The 14,756-nt window shown below is 64.4% G+C and carries 15 protein-coding genes; 5 read left to right on the top strand and 10 right to left on the bottom strand.

Going from position 1 to position 14,756, the window contains the following annotated elements; genetic code table 11:
- The first annotated feature begins 1 nt into the window (after nucleotide 1).
- Nucleotides 2-1,171: an aminotransferase gene (locus ACVW17_RS30980; protein WP_456755396.1), complete on the top strand. Its 1,170-nt coding sequence runs from the start codon at nucleotides 2-4 to the stop codon at nucleotides 1,169-1,171.
- Nucleotides 1,172-1,177: 6 nt separating this feature from the next.
- On the top strand, nucleotides 1,178-2,287 hold the full coding sequence (locus ACVW17_RS30975; RefSeq protein ID WP_456755395.1) for a polyamine ABC transporter substrate-binding protein: 1,110 nt from the start codon (nucleotides 1,178-1,180) through the stop codon (nucleotides 2,285-2,287).
- A gap of 136 nt (nucleotides 2,288-2,423) precedes the next feature.
- Here ACVW17_RS30975 and ACVW17_RS30970 read toward each other — a convergent pair whose 3' ends face one another.
- The 7 genes from ACVW17_RS30970 to ACVW17_RS30940 all read right to left on the bottom strand — a co-directional run bounded on the left by ACVW17_RS30970 (nucleotide 2,424) and on the right by ACVW17_RS30940 (nucleotide 7,505).
- Nucleotides 2,424-3,359 (bottom strand): lipid A biosynthesis lauroyl acyltransferase, encoded by a 936-nt coding sequence (locus tag ACVW17_RS30970; RefSeq protein WP_456755394.1) that lies wholly within the window; start codon nucleotides 3,357-3,359, stop codon nucleotides 2,424-2,426.
- A 22-nt stretch (nucleotides 3,360-3,381) separates the two neighbouring features.
- Nucleotides 3,382-4,659: a beta-ketoacyl-ACP synthase gene (locus tag ACVW17_RS30965; RefSeq protein WP_456755393.1), complete on the bottom strand. Its 1,278-nt coding sequence runs from the start codon at nucleotides 4,657-4,659 to the stop codon at nucleotides 3,382-3,384.
- Between the two features lie 27 nt (nucleotides 4,660-4,686).
- Nucleotides 4,687-5,871 carry a beta-ketoacyl-ACP synthase gene (locus tag ACVW17_RS30960; protein WP_456755392.1) on the bottom strand — a complete coding sequence of 395 codons (1,185 nt, stop codon included), beginning with the start codon at nucleotides 5,869-5,871 and terminating at the stop codon, nucleotides 4,687-4,689.
- A complete protein-coding gene (locus ACVW17_RS30955) occupies nucleotides 5,864-6,340 on the bottom strand; it encodes a 3-hydroxyacyl-ACP dehydratase FabZ family protein (RefSeq protein WP_456755391.1) in 477 nt (158 codons plus the stop codon). Before ACVW17_RS30955 ends, ACVW17_RS30960 begins: the two co-directional genes overlap by 8 nt.
- Before the next feature lie 9 nt (nucleotides 6,341-6,349).
- On the bottom strand, nucleotides 6,350-6,649 hold the full coding sequence (locus ACVW17_RS30950) for an acyl carrier protein (RefSeq protein WP_456755390.1): 300 nt from the start codon (nucleotides 6,647-6,649) through the stop codon (nucleotides 6,350-6,352).
- A 181-nt stretch (nucleotides 6,650-6,830) separates the two neighbouring features.
- Nucleotides 6,831-7,172: a hypothetical protein gene (locus ACVW17_RS30945; RefSeq protein ID WP_456756566.1), complete on the bottom strand. Its 342-nt coding sequence runs from the start codon at nucleotides 7,170-7,172 to the stop codon at nucleotides 6,831-6,833.
- Between the two features lie 87 nt (nucleotides 7,173-7,259).
- The gene (locus ACVW17_RS30940) at nucleotides 7,260-7,505 is read right to left on the bottom strand and encodes a hypothetical protein (RefSeq protein WP_456755389.1); all 246 of its coding nucleotides are present in this window, start codon (nucleotides 7,503-7,505) and stop codon (nucleotides 7,260-7,262) included.
- Between the two features lie 231 nt (nucleotides 7,506-7,736).
- Between ACVW17_RS30940 and ACVW17_RS30935 the strand changes: the two genes are divergently transcribed.
- The gene (locus ACVW17_RS30935; protein WP_456755388.1) at nucleotides 7,737-8,363 is read left to right on the top strand and encodes a ParB-like protein; all 627 of its coding nucleotides are present in this window, start codon (nucleotides 7,737-7,739) and stop codon (nucleotides 8,361-8,363) included.
- On the opposite strand, the gene ACVW17_RS30930 is transcribed toward ACVW17_RS30935, so the two are convergent.
- The 3 genes from ACVW17_RS30930 to ACVW17_RS30920 form a co-directional block, all read right to left on the bottom strand.
- The gene (locus ACVW17_RS30930; protein ID WP_456755387.1) at nucleotides 8,324-8,836 is read right to left on the bottom strand and encodes an MgtC/SapB family protein; all 513 of its coding nucleotides are present in this window, start codon (nucleotides 8,834-8,836) and stop codon (nucleotides 8,324-8,326) included. The two genes, ACVW17_RS30935 and ACVW17_RS30930, sit on opposite strands and share 40 nt — an antisense overlap.
- 22 nt (nucleotides 8,837-8,858) lie before the next feature.
- Complete coding sequence (locus ACVW17_RS30925) at nucleotides 8,859-9,437, bottom strand: peroxidase-related enzyme (protein WP_456755386.1); 579 nt, start codon at nucleotides 9,435-9,437, stop codon at nucleotides 8,859-8,861.
- Between the two features lie 114 nt (nucleotides 9,438-9,551).
- The gene (locus tag ACVW17_RS30920) at nucleotides 9,552-11,312 is read right to left on the bottom strand and encodes an ATP-binding protein (RefSeq protein ID WP_456755385.1); all 1,761 of its coding nucleotides are present in this window, start codon (nucleotides 11,310-11,312) and stop codon (nucleotides 9,552-9,554) included.
- 387 nt (nucleotides 11,313-11,699) lie between these two features.
- Here ACVW17_RS30920 and ACVW17_RS30915 point away from each other — a divergent pair, with 387 nt between their 5' ends.
- Nucleotides 11,700-13,592 carry a putative bifunctional diguanylate cyclase/phosphodiesterase gene (locus ACVW17_RS30915; protein WP_456798234.1) on the top strand — a complete coding sequence of 631 codons (1,893 nt, stop codon included), beginning with the start codon at nucleotides 11,700-11,702 and terminating at the stop codon, nucleotides 13,590-13,592.
- A 149-nt stretch (nucleotides 13,593-13,741) separates the two neighbouring features.
- Entirely contained in the window at nucleotides 13,742-14,698 is a 957-nt protein-coding gene (locus ACVW17_RS30910; RefSeq protein WP_456755383.1) for a catechol 2,3-dioxygenase, read from the top strand.
- Nucleotides 14,699-14,756: the final 58 nt, after the last annotated feature.

Below are 14,756 nucleotides of genomic sequence, written 5' to 3'. Positions count from 1 at the left end.
CATGACCTCCATGAACAAGGTCTTCGCGGACCTTCCCGTCACCATCTTCGAGGCGATGTCGCAGGCTGCGCGCGACAACAACGCCATCAATCTCGGCCAGGGCTTTCCCGACGATCCCGGACCGGAGGACATCCGCCGCGCCGCCGCGGACGCCTCCATCAACGGCTATAACCAGTATCCGTCGATGATGGGGATTCCGGAACTGCGTCAGGCGATCGCAACGCATTACGGCCACTGGCACGGACTCAAGCTCGATCCGATGACCGAGGTGATGGTCACGTCAGGCGGCACCGAAGCGCTGACCTCATCGATCCTCTCCGTGGTCGAGCCGGGCGACGAGGTGGTGTGCTTCCAGCCGGTCTATGATTCCTATCTGCCGATCATCCGCCAGGCCGGCGGCATCCCGCGGCTGTTGCGGCTCGAACCGCCGGAGTGGCGGCTGAACGAGGAGATGCTGCGCAGCGTCTTCAACCACAAGACCAAGGCGGTGCTGTTCAACAATCCGCTCAACCCTGCGGCCGTGGTCTATCCGCGCGAGGACCTCGAGCTGCTGGCGCGGTACTGCCAGGAGTTCGATGTGGTCGCGATCTGCGACGAGGTCTGGGAGCACGTCGTGTTCGACGGCCGCGAGCACATTCCGTTGATCACAATCCCCGGCATGCGCGATCGCACCATCAAGGTCGGCAGCGCCGGCAAGATCTTCTCGTTGACGGGATGGAAGATCGGATTCGTCTGCGCCGCGCCGCCGCTGTTGCGTGTCGCCGCGAAGGTGCACCAATTCCTCACCTTCACGACCGCGCCCAATCTGCAAGCGGCGGTCGCCTACGGCCTTGGCAAGCCGGACGATTATTTCTTCGACATGCGCAAGGACATGGCGCGCAGTCGCGATCGCCTCAGCAAGGGGCTCGAGAGCATCGGCTTTCCGGTGTTGAAGTCGCAGGGCACCTATTTCCTCACGGTCGACCTGTCGCCGCTCGGCCTCAATGAGGCCGATGCGGAGTTCTGCTGGCGAATTGTAAGGGATTACAAAGTCGCGGCTATTCCAGTGTCGGCGTTTTACGAGCAGGATGCGGTGACGTCGGTCGTGCGTTTCTGTTTCGCCAAAAAGGACTCGACGCTCGACACCGCGCTGGAGCGGCTGTCGGACGCGGTGCATCGTCGCAAGAGGTAGACCAGAATGCAGAAGCAGAGCCGTCGTCTCGTCAGCCTCGTCGGTACGGTCGCCACGGTTCTGTTGTTCGCTGCGTCCGCCAGCGCGGAGGAGCGCACGGTCAACTTCTACAACTGGTCGAACTACATGGCGCCGGGAGTCCTCGAGGACTTCACCAAGGAAACCGGCATCAAGGTGATCTACGACACGTTCGACGCCAATGAGACGCTGGAGACGCGGCTGCTGGCCGGTAAGTCCGGCTACGACGTCGTGGTGCCGACCGGCTATTTCCTGCAGCGGCAGATCACCGCGAAGGTGTTTCTGAAGCTCGACAAATCGAAGCTGCCGAACCTCGCCAACGCCTGGCCGGTCGTGACCGGTCAGCTCGCGACCTACGACCCCGGCAACAATTACGGCGCCAACTACATGTGGGGCACCACCGGCATCGGCTACAACGTCAAGATGGCGGAGAAGATCCTGGGGCCCGATGCGAAGATCGACAGCTGGGACATGGTGTTCAAGCCGGAGAACCTCGCCAAGTTCAAGGATTGCGGCATCCACATGCTGGATTCCGCCGACGACATCCTGCCGGCGGCGCTGAGCTATCTCGGCCTCGATCCGAATTCGACCAGGCAGGCCGACCTCGAAAAGGCCGCCGATCTCGTCATCAAGATCCGGCCCTATGTGCGCAAATTCCATTCATCCGAATATCTCAGCGCGTTGGCCTCGGGCGAGATCTGCTTCGTGGTCGGATGGTCTGGTGACATCATGCAGGCGCGCAGCCGGGCGGCGGAAGCCAACACCGGCGTCGAGATCGGTTACACGATCCCGAAGGAGGGCGCGCAGATGTTCTTCGACAATCTGGCGATTCCCGCCGATGCCAAGAACGTCGCCGAGGCCTATGAGCTGATCAACTACCTCTACCGTCCCGACGTCGCGGCGAAGAACTCGAACTTCCTGTCCTACGCCAACGGCAATCTGGCGAGCCAGAAGCTGATCGATCCGAAGATCTTCAACGACAAGAACATCTATCCCGACGAGGCGATGCAGAAGAAGCTGTTCGTGATCACGGCGCGCGATCCGGCGACGCAGCGGATCATCAACCGGCTGTGGACGCGCGTGAAGACCGGGAAGTAGGTCTATCCGTCATTGCGAGGAGTGAAGCGACGAAGCATCCATCGCTCCGCATGCAGGAGAAATGGATTGCTTCGCGGAGCCTGTCATCGGGCGCGCGTTCGCGCAACCCGTTGGCTCGCAATGACGAATGTGGAGCCTACCGCCAGCGCCGGTGCAGCCAGAGCCATTGATCCGGATACTCGCGGACCCAGCCCTCGACGATGTCGGTGATCGCCTGCATGGTGCCCTGGATGTCGATCTGGCCGGACGCGTCGAACACCGGTTTCACTTCCTCGGTGACCTCGCCGCGGAAACGGCCATCGGGCAGGCGGATGATCCGCGTGCCGTGGATCGGGCAATCGATCTGCCGGCGCAGGCGCGCCAGCAGCGGGTTCGCGGTGGTCTTGCGGCCGAAGAAGGTGACGGGAACGCCGTTGGTCAAATACTGGTCGACCAGCATCGCGACGTGCTGGCCGTCCTTCAGCGCCTGCGCCAGCTTGAGCGGCGCGTCGCGGCCGGCGGGGACCAGCGTACCGAGGTTGACGGCGCGGATGCGCTCGATGGCGCGGTCGGCGGCCTCGATGTTCGGCCGCCGGAACAGGATCGTGGCGTCGAGGCCGTGCGCGGCGGCAGCGATCGGCGAGAGCTCCCAATTGCCGAGATGCGCGGCGAAGAACAGTGCCGGCTTGCCGTCGTCACGCAATTGGTCGAACAGCTGCTTGCTCCGCGCCGAGAATTCGACGCGCCCGGGCTTGTCGGGATTCTGGGGGTCATGATCCCAGATGCGGTCGATGTGCGCGAATTCGGCGCCGATGCGTCCGAGGTTGTGCCAGACGCCGGTCAGGATCTCTTCGATTTCCTGCGGTGACTTCTCCGGGAAGGCGGCCGTCAGGTTCTCGCGGCCGATCCGATCCTCGCGCAGCCGACGGCCGATGAAATGCGCGGCGTGGCCGAAGAATCGTGCGGTCTTCTCCGGATCGAAATAGCGCGTGGTGCGCAACAGTCCGGTCGTCAACGCGCCAATGGCAGCGTCGGTCACGGGCTTGGCAGCGTCACGCAGCTGCGCCCTGGTGCGGAGGATCAGGCGTTTCATCTGTCGAGGCGAGGGCGCCGGGCTAGGCCGGCTCGCGCGTCAGGATCAGCGAGGCGTTCTGCCCGCCGAACCCGAACGAGTTCGACATCACGGCGGTCACCTTGGCATCGCGCGCCTTGTTGCCGACCACATCGAACGGGATCGCGGGATCGGGCACCTCGTAATTGATCGTCGGCGGAATCCGCTGATGCTCGAGCGTGAGCAGCGAGAAGATCGCCTCGACCGCGCCGGCGGCAGAGATGGTGTGGCCGACCATCGACTTGTTCGACGACACCGGAATGTTCTTGGTGTGCTCGCCGAACACCGCCGAGGTGGCCAGATATTCCATCTTGTCGTTTTCCGGCGTCGAGGTGCCGTGCGCGTTGATGTGATCGATCTGCTCGGGCTCCATGCCGGCGTCCGCAAGCGTCTTGCGGACGCAGCCGATCGCGGGCTTGCCGTCGGGGGCCGAGCGGGTGCGGTGGAAGGAGTCGGTCAGCTCGCCGCAGCCGGCGACGACGCCGAGGATGCGCGCGCCACGGGCCATCGCGGCCTCGTAGCTCTCCAACACCAGCGCGCCGGCGCCTTCGGCCATCACGAAGCCGTCGCGGTTCTTCGAGAACGGCTTGGAGGCGGCCTGCGGCGGATCGTTCTGGGTGGAAAGCGCCGACAGCAGCGAGAACCGCACCATGGCTTCGGGATTGACCGAGCCGTCGGTGGCGATGCACAGCGTGGCATCGGTTTCACCGCGGCGGATCGCCTCGACGCCGAGCTGGATCGCGGTCGCGCCGGATGCGCATGCCGTCGAGAGTGAAATCGGCGAGCCCTTGGTGCCGAAGGTTTCGGCGAGGCTGAGTGCGACCGAGCCGAAGGTGAAGCGCCGGTGGAAATGCGCAAACTTGCCGCCGCTGCAGGTCGCCAGGTATTCGATGATGCCAAAGTCCTTGGTCGGAACGTCGCGCGCCACCTCGAGCCGCTGCGGCCATTCGGTCTCGATCGGTGCGACCGCCAGGAATAGCGGGCCGGGGAAGTCGCCCTTGCCGCCGATGCCGGATTGCTCCAGCGCCTCTTCGGCTGCGATCTCCGCCAGGCGCTGCGACAGGCTGGTCGAGGAGAACGGATCGACGGTGACGAAATCGACGGCGCCGGCCATCGTCGTCTTCATGCTGTCGAGCGGGAAGCGGGTGACGGTCCGGATGCCCGACTCGCCCGCGGTGAGGCGCTTCCAATTGTCGGTCTTGCCGCCGCCGAGCGACGTCACGATTCCCATGCCGGTCACGACAACGATCGGTCGGCCGAATTTATCGCGTGGTGCTGTCATGGTGTCCCCGTCGGTGCTTGCGCCGAATTACTTGACGGCCTCGACCAGCGCCATGCCTTCGCCCTGCCAGTGGCCGACCCCCAACACGACAATCTGGGTTGGCGCCTCGGTCTTTTCAACCTCCAGCCCGGTCGGGTCGTTGGCCGGATAAAGCGCGCCGCGCGAGATCGACAATGCTGCCAATGCGAGCCCGAGCGGGAACTGGGCCTCCATGGTGTGCCCGAAGGTCGTCCCGGTGGCACGCACGGCAACGTCCGGGTGCTGACCGAGGAATTCGCGCTCCTCGGCGGTCGCAGGCTCCGCGCCGGTCGCACCCGTGATCAGCATGGCATTGGCGTCGCTGACGCCGAGCTGCGGCCACATCGCCTGCAGCGACTTCGTCACGGCGCCGGGTTGCTTGCGCTTGGCGAGATCCGCGACCACCTTGGTCAGCTTGGCGTACGGCTTGGCACCCCGCGCCTCGGCGTGCTCGCGCGATTCCATCACCAGGAAGGCCCCGGCCGAGCCGATGGCGAAGCCCGGGTGATTCCTGCGCGCCCAGACCGGCGCGTATTGATCCTTGAGAGCGAAGTCGCCGAACGAATAGAGCATCAAGAGGTCGCCGCGATCGCCGTTATGGGCCGCGCCGACCAGCGCGATGTCGCTCTGTCCGGCCCCGATGCGGGCGACCGCGATCCGCGCAGCATCGATGCTCGCGGCTTCCTCGCCCATGAAGGTGCGCGACGTCCCGCACACGCCGTGAACGATCGCGATGTTGCCGGCGAGCAGATTGGAGAGCTGCGCCAGGAACAGCGTCGGACGCAGCTCGTTCATCAGCTTCTCGTTGAGCAGGGCGGGCGGCAGCTTGCCCTGCGCGTCGGCATTCATGATCGCCAGGTCGACAGTGAGGTCACGCTCGCCGCCACCGGCTGCGATGATCATGTCCATCCGCGACAGGATTTCCTGATTGCCTTTGACGCCGGCGGAATCGAGCGCCAGCCCGGCGGCATAGGTGCCGATCCGCTGCCATGTCTCCATCTGGCGCTGATCGCCCTTCTTCGGGATCTGCGCGTCGAAGCTCACGGGGGCGATCGGATGGATCACGTAGGGCGCGAGACGCTTGTCGTCGGCATTGACGCGCTTTTCGCCCAGCGCCTGCCAATGCGCATCCAGCCCCTCGCCGAGCGAGGAGAGCAGGCCTACGCCGGTGATCCAGACTTCCTTCTCAGCCATTACTTATTGCCTGCTGCGGAAACCCGATCTTGCCGGCCATCGCATCCATGTGCACGCGCAAGTCCGGGCTGGGGAAGGGAATATGACGGAAGGTCAGCTCGGCATTGCATTTGAGCTCCTTGCCGACGCGGACCTTCGCCGAGGTCACGGTGAAGCCTGAACCTTCGTGCTCGATCTTGGCTTCGATCGTCAGCGTCGAACCGGGGCTGACGAAACCGCGCATCTTGGCTTCCTTGACCATCGCGAGGAAGGGCATGCGCTCGAACTTGGTCAGACCGAGGATCAGCCAGCCCGAGCTCTGGGCCATCGCTTCGGTGAGCAGCACGCCGGGCATGATCGGGTAACCCGGAAAGTGTCCGGTGAACACCGAATGGCTCTCCGGCGGGACATCCGCCTCGACGACAATGGTCTTGGCGTCGAGGTTGAGGTCGACGATCCGATCGATCAGCTGAAAGGTTTCAAGCTGCATGATGGGCGATTACGAGCCCGTGCCCGTGCTCGCGTTCTTGGCCGCAACCAGTTCGTCGATGCGGTCGGCGAGATTCTGCAACACGAAATACTGCTCCGTGGTGGCCTTGCCGTCGTTGACCTCCTGGGTCCACTTCTCGAGCGGCATCTTGATGCCGAACGCCTTGTCGATGGCAAAGGCGATGTCGAGGAAGTCGAGGCTGTCGATCCCCAGATCGTCGATCGCATGGCTCTCCGGCTTGATCGTATCGCGCGGGATGTCGCACGTCTCCGCGATAATGTTGGCGATCTGCTCGAATGTGGAGGACATCATTAAGCCTTTGATATTTTGAAGGTAATTCCGGGTCGGCTTGGAGGAGGCGGGCGCGGTGCCCCGGAAATCCCTATCGCTGCTGCCGGAGTCGTGTGCCCGTATATCGGAGCAGGGCCGTTAGTTCAATGGAGCTTGGCCGGGCCGGCCAGGACGGTTTTTGGGCACGGTTCCGGCCCGCCTAGGTGCGCGGCATCACGGTAATCTTCGCGCAATCCCGGCGTCCCATCAGCACGCAATCCTGGGTCTTGCGCAAATCGGCGATGCTCATGGCGAGCCAGATGCCGATCGCGGTGAGTGCCACGGTGAAGGCGAAGGCGGCGATGTTGGCGAGCATGCGCTGCCGGAAATCGTCCGGCTCCTCGCGCGGCTTCTCGTAACGGGAGAGGTCGTTGGCGACGGAAGCGGGGCGGGTCGGTCGGATCGGTTGCTCGCGCTTGCCGGGCGGCTGCGCCGAGGTACGCGGCCGGAATTTGAGCACCACGTGCTCGTCATCCGAGGAAATTGGCCGCTGCGTCTTCACTGTTGTCAGTCCGGTCGCGTCGCCACTCATGTTTAGCATGTTCGCCGCGCTTCACACCTAAAATCTTGATGCGCGCAGAGGTGGTATTCATCCTTCGAGCGTCTCGTGGAACCGACTGTAGTCGATCCGCAGACGGCCGTCGTCGGTCGTGTGCAGGATCTCCGCGTAGCGATGGCCGATGCGGATGTCGGAATGCTTGCAGGATTTTCGCGCATGCACAGTTTGCGCTGCAACGTCGTCGTAGCCCGAGACGATCAGGCCGAGACTGGCATTGACGGCTGCACCAACGGCAGTTCGTGGGATCGGCGTCGGGCCATGCTTCCTTGCTGACACCGTTCTTGAACAGCCACAGCCGCGTGGCGGCATTGGCGATGGAGCGATGGCGAATGTCTGCTGAGCTCCAAGCCCTCGGTCACCACCTCGCGATTGCCGAGGCGGATCGTGCGGGCCTTCAGGCTCGTTTGCTCGCAAACTCGTTCCGTCGAACCGGCTCTTTCGTCCGCCTGTGACATCATGTCATAATGGAACCCATTCCGGGGTGCCGGTCAAACGGGAGTGCAAATCATGGCCCATACGCGCGAGCCTTACGTCAAACCGGTCCCGATCATGTCGCTGCGGCCGACCCAGATGACGGTCGGCATGCATGAGGTGAAGGAAAAGCGGAAGCGCTGGCGCGAGCACAGCTCGGACAAAAAACGCGCCGAACTGCTGGGCAAGCACATGATCCCGGTCGTACACGGTCCCGACGATCGCTACTACGTGGTCGATCATCATCACATGGCGCGTGCGCTGCATGAGGAAGGCGTCAAGGACATCCTGGTCACGGTGATCGGCGATCTCACGATGGTCGAGCGCGACGTGTTCTGGGGCGTGATGGACAACAAGCGCTGGGTCTATCCCTACAATTCCAAAGGCGACCGTTGCCACTTCAAGGACATTCCGAAGTCGATCAAGGATCTCAAGGACGATCCGTTCCGCAGCCTTGCCGGCGAGATGCGCCGGGCCGGCGGCTTCGCCAAGGACACCACGCCCTTCAGCGAATTCCTGTGGGCCGATTTCCTGCGCCGCCACATCCCGCGCAAGACGGTGGAGAACAATTTCGCCAAGGCGCTGGAGAAGGGGCTGGCGCTCGGCCGCAGCAAGGACGCGGTCTATCTGCCCGGCTGGTGCGGGCCGGCATCCGACGACTGACCGGGGACGGCCTCCGGCTTGGCTGGATCTTCCTTGCCGCCGAGCACGTGGTGCAGCCACCGCTCGGTGCGCTTGCCGAAGGTCAGCAGCAGGAATGCCAGCACGAGCGCGGTAAGGACGATCGGCCAGTGTCCGGCGCCGCAGACGATCCCGACGCATGCGGCGAAGAACGCGCATGCGGCGCTGGTCAGGCCGTGGACGTGAAAACGATCGCCGCGCCGGACGATCACGCCGGCGCCGAGAAAGCCGATGCCGGTCAGCACGCCCTGGATCACGCGGCTGACCGCATCGGTGAATTTCCCGGGATCGACCCCATGCAAGGCCAGCAGCACGACGGTCGCGGTCGAGAGGCTGACGAGGCCGAGCGTCTTCAGGCCGATCGGCTTGCCGCGCAGGTCGCGGTCGAGCCCGATCGCACTGCCGGCCAGGGTGGCCGCGCCGAGCCGCAGGATGATCTCGCTCCAGTCCACCAAGATGTCCTCTGTGAGCCGTCCTCTATTTCGGCTGCCGCCCGAGCGTGTAGAACTCGGCGTTCGGCCGCATGCCGGTGACGTTGGCGAGCCGGTTCGAGAGCGCGAAGAACGCCGCCACCGCGGCAATGTCCCAGACATCGTCGTCGCTGAAGCCGTGGGCTGTGAGCGCGGCGAAGTCGCCTTCCGCGACCTCCTCGGCCGCGCGGCTCACCTTCATGGCGAAGTCGAGCATGGCGCGCTGCCGCGGCGTGATGTCGGCCTTGCGGTAGTTGATAGCGATCTGGTCGGCGATCTCCGGATTCTTGGCGCGGATGCGCAGGATCGCACCATGGGCGATCACGCAATACTGGCACTGGTTGGCGGCGCTGGTCGCCACCACGATCATCTCGCGCTCGGCCTTGGAGAGGCCGGAGTCCTTCTCCATCAGCGCGTCGTGATAGGCAAAGAACGCGCGAAACTCGTCGGGCCGATAGGCCAGAGTGAGGAAGACGTTCGGTACGAAGCCGGACTTCTCCTGCACCGCCAGGATTCGGCTGCGGATATCCTCGGGGAGCTGGTCGAGAGCGGGCGTCGGGAAGCGTTTTGCGGTTGGCTGCGTCATGAGCTGGTTCCGGCGTGCCGCAAGGACGCGGCGTCATGCGAAACCATAGTGGATGACGGCTTGGGTGCAAGGCGCTTTGGGTACAAGGCGCATCGGCGCCTTGCGGCCGCGATGTTAGCGCAGCGGCTTCTTCAGCAGCGAGAAGCGATCCGGATCGAGGCCCAGCGACGGCTGCAGCATCGGCGCCTCGGCCGGCGCCATCGTGCGTGCCGGCACGGGCGAGTTGAGGCTCGAATTCAATCCTGGGTCGTTCGGTGCGTTGTCGCGATGCGAGGTGGCGCCGCGCCAGCGTTCCAGCACAGCGCTGACGAAGTGCATGTCGTGGCCGGCGGTGACCGACGGCACGGTGGCGATGGTGGCCTCGCCGCGCGGCAGCTGGTGCGGCGGCACCTCCTTGAAGCGCAGCCGCGTCGGCAGCGCCACGCCTTCGCCGAACGCCAGCACCTCGCGGGTGCCGAGCGAGGGCACGAACGACAGCAGGTTGGCCGCGGCATCCGACACTGCGGAGCGCAGCAGCGCCTGGTCGCGGTCGTTGGCAAGGCGCATCGTGAACAGCGTGTTGCACTGGGAGATGATGGTGGCGTCGAGCTCGGCCGGGCGCTGGGTGATCAGGCCGAGATAGACGCCGTATTTGCGGCCTTCCTTGGCGATGCGCGACACCGCCTTGCGGGTCGGCCCGAAGCCGATATTGCGGTCGGCGGAAGCGTAGCGGTGCGCCTCCTCGCAGACGAACAGCATCGGCGAGACGCCGTCGCTCCACAGCCCGAAATCGAACGCCATGCGGCACAACACCGACACCACGGAATCGACGACTTCGGCCGGGAAGCCGGCGAGCTGCATGATGGTCATCGGCTTGCCGTTGGCGGGCAGGCGGAACAGATGGCTGATCACCTCGGCCATGGTATCGCCGCCGACATTTGCGTTGTCGAACATGAAGGCGTAGCGCGGGTCGTTGCGCACAGCGTCGATGCGCGAGATCAGCTTGTGATAGATGATGCGCGAGGAGCGGTTCTCCAGCTTGCCCATGCGTTCGTCGATCAGCGAGATCAGGTCGACCAGGCGATAGGGTACCGGCGTATCGACGGTGTAGCCGACCTGCTTGGGGTCGACGCGCTTCAGCCCGAGACCGACCCGGTCGGAATTCTGGTACTGGGTGTAGATGCCCTTCGCCATCGGGATCACTTCGGCGAGGATGTCGAGCTCTTCGGGCACGCCGGGGCGGCCGCCGAACAATACGTCGACGATCTCTTCGAAGTTGAACAGCCAGAACGGCAGCTTGAGGTTTCGCGGGTTCAGCACCTGCGCGCGCTCGCCGAAGCAGCGGCCGTATTCGTTGTGGACGTCGAGCAGGAAGATGCGCAGGTTCGGCCGCGACTTCAGGATCTCGTTGAGCAGCAGCGAGACGCCGGTGGATTTGCCGACGCCGGTCGAGCCGAGCACCGCGAAGTGCTTGGACAGCATTTCCTCGACGTCGACATAGGCAATGACGGAGCGATCCTGCTGCAGCGTTCCGACATTGATCTGGTCGGATCCGCTCGGCGCGTAGACCGTGCGCAGCTCCTGGTTGGTGATCAGGTCGGTGCTGTCGCCGATGGTCGGATAATGGGTGACGCCGCGCTGGAATTTCGGGCGGTCGCCGCCGAGGATTTCGCCGAGCAGGTCGACCGAGGCGGTCGCCATGTACTCGTCGGACGCCGGCAGGTTTTCGCAGGACACCTCGGTGATCATGGCGACGATGACCGAGCTCGCGCAGCGGATGCTGACGAACCGGCCGACGGTCGCGCGCATTTCTGAAAGCTGCATCTGGCCGCCCGCCAGCAGCCCAACCCGGGCCTGCGAGCCGCGCACAGAGATCACACGTCCAAAGGATGTCACAGTTCTCGCCTGGCTCGTTCGCGAAATCCAAATGTCCGGACCAATATGCCTGCCCGGGATTGGAAAAACCGTTAAGTCGCAGAAGTTTCGGTTCGGCTAAATCTACTCCTTCCCGGTGACGATTTGTTTCTGTCGTGTCGCGATATCACGCCGCTTCGGCGGCGGAGCGTCGCGTTCCGGCACAGCGGCGATTGTTTCGCGGCTTTTCCGTTAACGCGGCATTCACCATCTCGGAGAAGTGCGCCGGCAGCTCCGTAGGTTTACGGGGCGTCCGGCCTGGTTGGTCGCCCGCGGTCGCCTGGTATCGTGTAACCGATTGCTAACTGCGGTTTGTAACGACCTTTCCATTTGTGCTGCGTAACGATGCCGCGTCCGGGAGAGATCAGCGTGCGCATCGAACACCGCAATTCATCACCAGGAAATGCCGACGCGGGCACCACCAAGGGCCTGGCGTTCTGTGCCGGCATGCTGGTCGGCAGCCTGTTCGGAAGCGTGACCGCGCAATGGAGCGAGCGCGAAGGCCTGCTGATGGCGGCGTTCGCGATCATGGCCGTGATCGTCTTCCTGTTGCTGAAGCGTCATGAGATTTCCGACGCGCGGCTTGCCACCGAGCGTCGCAATCTGATGACCGCCGTCGACAACATTCCGCAGGGGCTCGTGCTCTACGATGCCTCGGCGCGCATCATCATCTGCAACCGTCCCTATATCGAGATGTTCGGGCTTTCGCCCGATGTGGCAAAGCCGGGCTGCACCATGCAGCGGCTGATCGCGCACCGGCAGGAGACCGGCTCGTTCGACGGCGACGTCGACGCGTTCTGCGATGCCATCATCCGCAACGTGAAGCTCGGCAAGGCGACGCGCCAGCTGACCGAGGCACCGGGCGGGCGGGCGATCGAGATCGTCAACAAGCCGCTGCCGGAGGGCGGCTGGGTGGCGACCATCGAGGACATCACGGAGCGGACGCGCACCGAGAACAAGATCGCCTACATGGCGCATTATGATGCGCTCACCGATCTGCCCAACCGCGTGCTGTTCCGCCAACGCCTCGATCAGGCGCTGAAAGCGATCGGGCCGAACGAGCAACTCGCGGTCATGTATATCGACATCGACGAGTTCAAGAGCGTCAACGACGCGCTCGGCCACCAGATCGGCGACGAACTGCTGAGGGCCGTGGCCGATCGCCTGCGCTCCTGCCTGGGGGATACCGACGTCGCAGCGCGGCTCGGCGGCGACGAATTTGCCGTGATCCAGACCGCGGTACGCGATCAGACCCAGACTATGCAGCTGTTGGCCGCGATCTATCAGGCGATCCGCCAGCCGGTCGATTGCAGCGGGCATCTCATCACCACCGACGCCAGCATCGGCATTGCGGTTGCGCCGGCCGACGGCCTCGAGCTCGATCAACTGCTGCGCAACGCCGATCTCGCGCTCTATGGCGCCAAGAGCGACGGCCGCCGCACCTACCGCTTCTTCGAGGCCGGCATGGACGCGCGCGCCAAGGCGCGGCGCAGCCTGGAGCTGGAATTGCGCCAGGCCATCGTCGACGGCAATTTCGAGCTGCACTATCAGCCGCTGCTTCATCTCGAAGACGGCCGGGTCAGCTGCTGCGAGGCGCTGCTGCGCTGGCGCCATCCCGAACGCGGCACCATTTCGCCTGCGGATTTCATCCCGGTCGCCGAGGACACCGGCCTGATCAACGATCTCGGGCACTGGGTGCTGAACACCGCATGCCGCGAAGCCGTGAAGTGGCCGGATCATGTCCATATCGCGGTCAACGTGTCGCCGATCCAGTTCAAGAGCCAGACGCTGGCGCTGAATGTCGCCGCCGCGCTGGCGGCGTCGGGGCTCGCGCCCTCGCGGCTCGAGCTCGAGATCACCGAAGCCGTGCTGATCCGCGACGACGAGGCCGCGCTCGATGTCCTGCATCAGCTGCGCGAGCTCGGCGTCCGCATCGCGCTCGACGATTTCGGCACCGGCTATTCGTCGCTGAGCTATCTGCAGCGCTTCCCGTTCGACAAGATCAAGATCGATCGCGCCTTCATCAAGGATCTCGCCGGGACCGGCGCATCGTCCACCATCGTCCAGGCCGTCGTGAACATCGCCGCCGCGAGCGACATGACGACGACGGCGGAAGGCGTCGAGACCGAGCAGCAGCGCAACCTGCTGCGCATCCTCGGCTGCACCGAGATGCAGGGCTACCTGTTCAGCCGGCCGGTGCCGGATCTCGAAATCCGCGAGCTGCTGTCCTCGCATCGCGAAAAGGCCGTCTCGGTCGCCTGACTACCGGCCTCGATCAGCATGCCGCGATGCCGGCGCCAACAATTTGTTGACGGGACCTAATCCTTTGTACACTAGTACAAATCGAGAGGCGCCGCCGTCGCCCGCGTAGGAAGGGTCGGTCCGGCGCCGTCGTGCAAGGAGACCGTCCCATGCAGCCGGAACCGATCTTCGATCTCGCTCATCTCGGCCACATCGAGCTGTTAACGCCGAAGCCGGACGAGAGCCTCAAATTCTTCGTCGACGTCATGGGCATGACCGTCAGCGGCCGCAAGGGCGAGTCGGTCTATCTGCGCGGCTGGGACGATTACGAGCGCTATTCGCTGAAGCTCACGGCGTCGAACACGTCTGGCATGGAGCACATGGCGCTGCGGGCGCGCAGTCCGCAGGCGCTCGAGCGCCGCGTCGCCGCGCTGAAGGGCTCGGGCTTCGAGATCGGCTGGGTCGACGGTGACATGGGGCAGGGACCGGCGTTCCGCTGCCGCGATCCCGACGGCCATGTCGTCGAGCTCTATTACGAGACCGAGTGGTACGAGGCGCCCGCCGAGCTGAAGCCCGCGTTGAAGAACCAGGCGCAGCGCTTTCCGGCGCGCGGCGTCAATGTGCGCCGGCTCGACCATCTCAACTGCCTTGCGGTCGACATCAAGGCCAACCGCCTGTTCTTCGAGACTTACCTGGGCTGCCGCACCACCGAGCAGATCGTGCTCAACGACGGCACGGAAGCGGCGATGTGGATGACCATGTCGAACAAGAGCTACGACTTCGCCTACACCCGCGATCACTACGGCAAGCGCGGCCGGTTTCATCACGTGACCTATGCGCTCGACAGCCGCGAGGAGATCCTGCGGGCCGCGGATATCTTCCTCGAGCATGGCGTGCATATCGAGACCGGGCCGCACAAGCATGCGATCCAGCAGACCTTCTTCCTCTATGTCTATGAACCCGGCGGCAACCGCGTCGAGGTCGCCAATGCCGGTGCCCGCCTGATCCTCGCGCCGGACTGGAAGCCGATCGTGTGGACCGAGGAGGAACGCAAGAAAGGACAGGCCTGGGGCTTGAAGACGATCGAGTCGTTCCACACCCACGGCACGCCGCCGGTGACCGGCTAGGTCTGGACCGCGCGGCGCAGGATCGCGCGCGTCGATACGCCGCCGCGAATGTCCGCGG

The organism is Bradyrhizobium sp. USDA 4473 (assembly GCF_054063335.1).
The sequence above is the reverse complement of the archived record's forward strand: the minus strand, read 5'-3'. Positions and strand labels throughout refer to the sequence as shown.

Bases quoted from the DNA above. Each gene is read 5' to 3' on its own strand.
- ACVW17_RS30980 (WP_456755396.1), top strand. From the start codon at position 2: ATGACCTCCATGAACAAGGTCTTCGCGGACCTTCCCGTCACCATCTTC.
- ACVW17_RS30975 (WP_456755395.1), top strand. From the start codon at position 1,178: ATGCAGAAGCAGAGCCGTCGTCTCGTCAGCCTCGTCGGTACGGTCGCC.
- ACVW17_RS30970 (WP_456755394.1), bottom strand. From the start codon at position 3,359: ATGAAACGCCTGATCCTCCGCACCAGGGCGCAGCTGCGTGACGCTGCC.
- ACVW17_RS30965 (WP_456755393.1), bottom strand. From the start codon at position 4,659: ATGACAGCACCACGCGATAAATTCGGCCGACCGATCGTTGTCGTGACC.
- ACVW17_RS30960 (WP_456755392.1), bottom strand. From the start codon at position 5,871: ATGGCTGAGAAGGAAGTCTGGATCACCGGCGTAGGCCTGCTCTCCTCG.
- ACVW17_RS30955 (WP_456755391.1), bottom strand. From the start codon at position 6,340: ATGCAGCTTGAAACCTTTCAGCTGATCGATCGGATCGTCGACCTCAAC.
- ACVW17_RS30950 (WP_456755390.1), bottom strand. From the start codon at position 6,649: ATGTCCTCCACATTCGAGCAGATCGCCAACATTATCGCGGAGACGTGC.
- ACVW17_RS30935 (WP_456755388.1), top strand. From the start codon at position 7,737: ATGGCCCATACGCGCGAGCCTTACGTCAAACCGGTCCCGATCATGTCG.
- ACVW17_RS30925 (WP_456755386.1), bottom strand. From the start codon at position 9,437: ATGACGCAGCCAACCGCAAAACGCTTCCCGACGCCCGCTCTCGACCAG.
- ACVW17_RS30910 (WP_456755383.1), top strand. From the start codon at position 13,742: ATGCAGCCGGAACCGATCTTCGATCTCGCTCATCTCGGCCACATCGAG.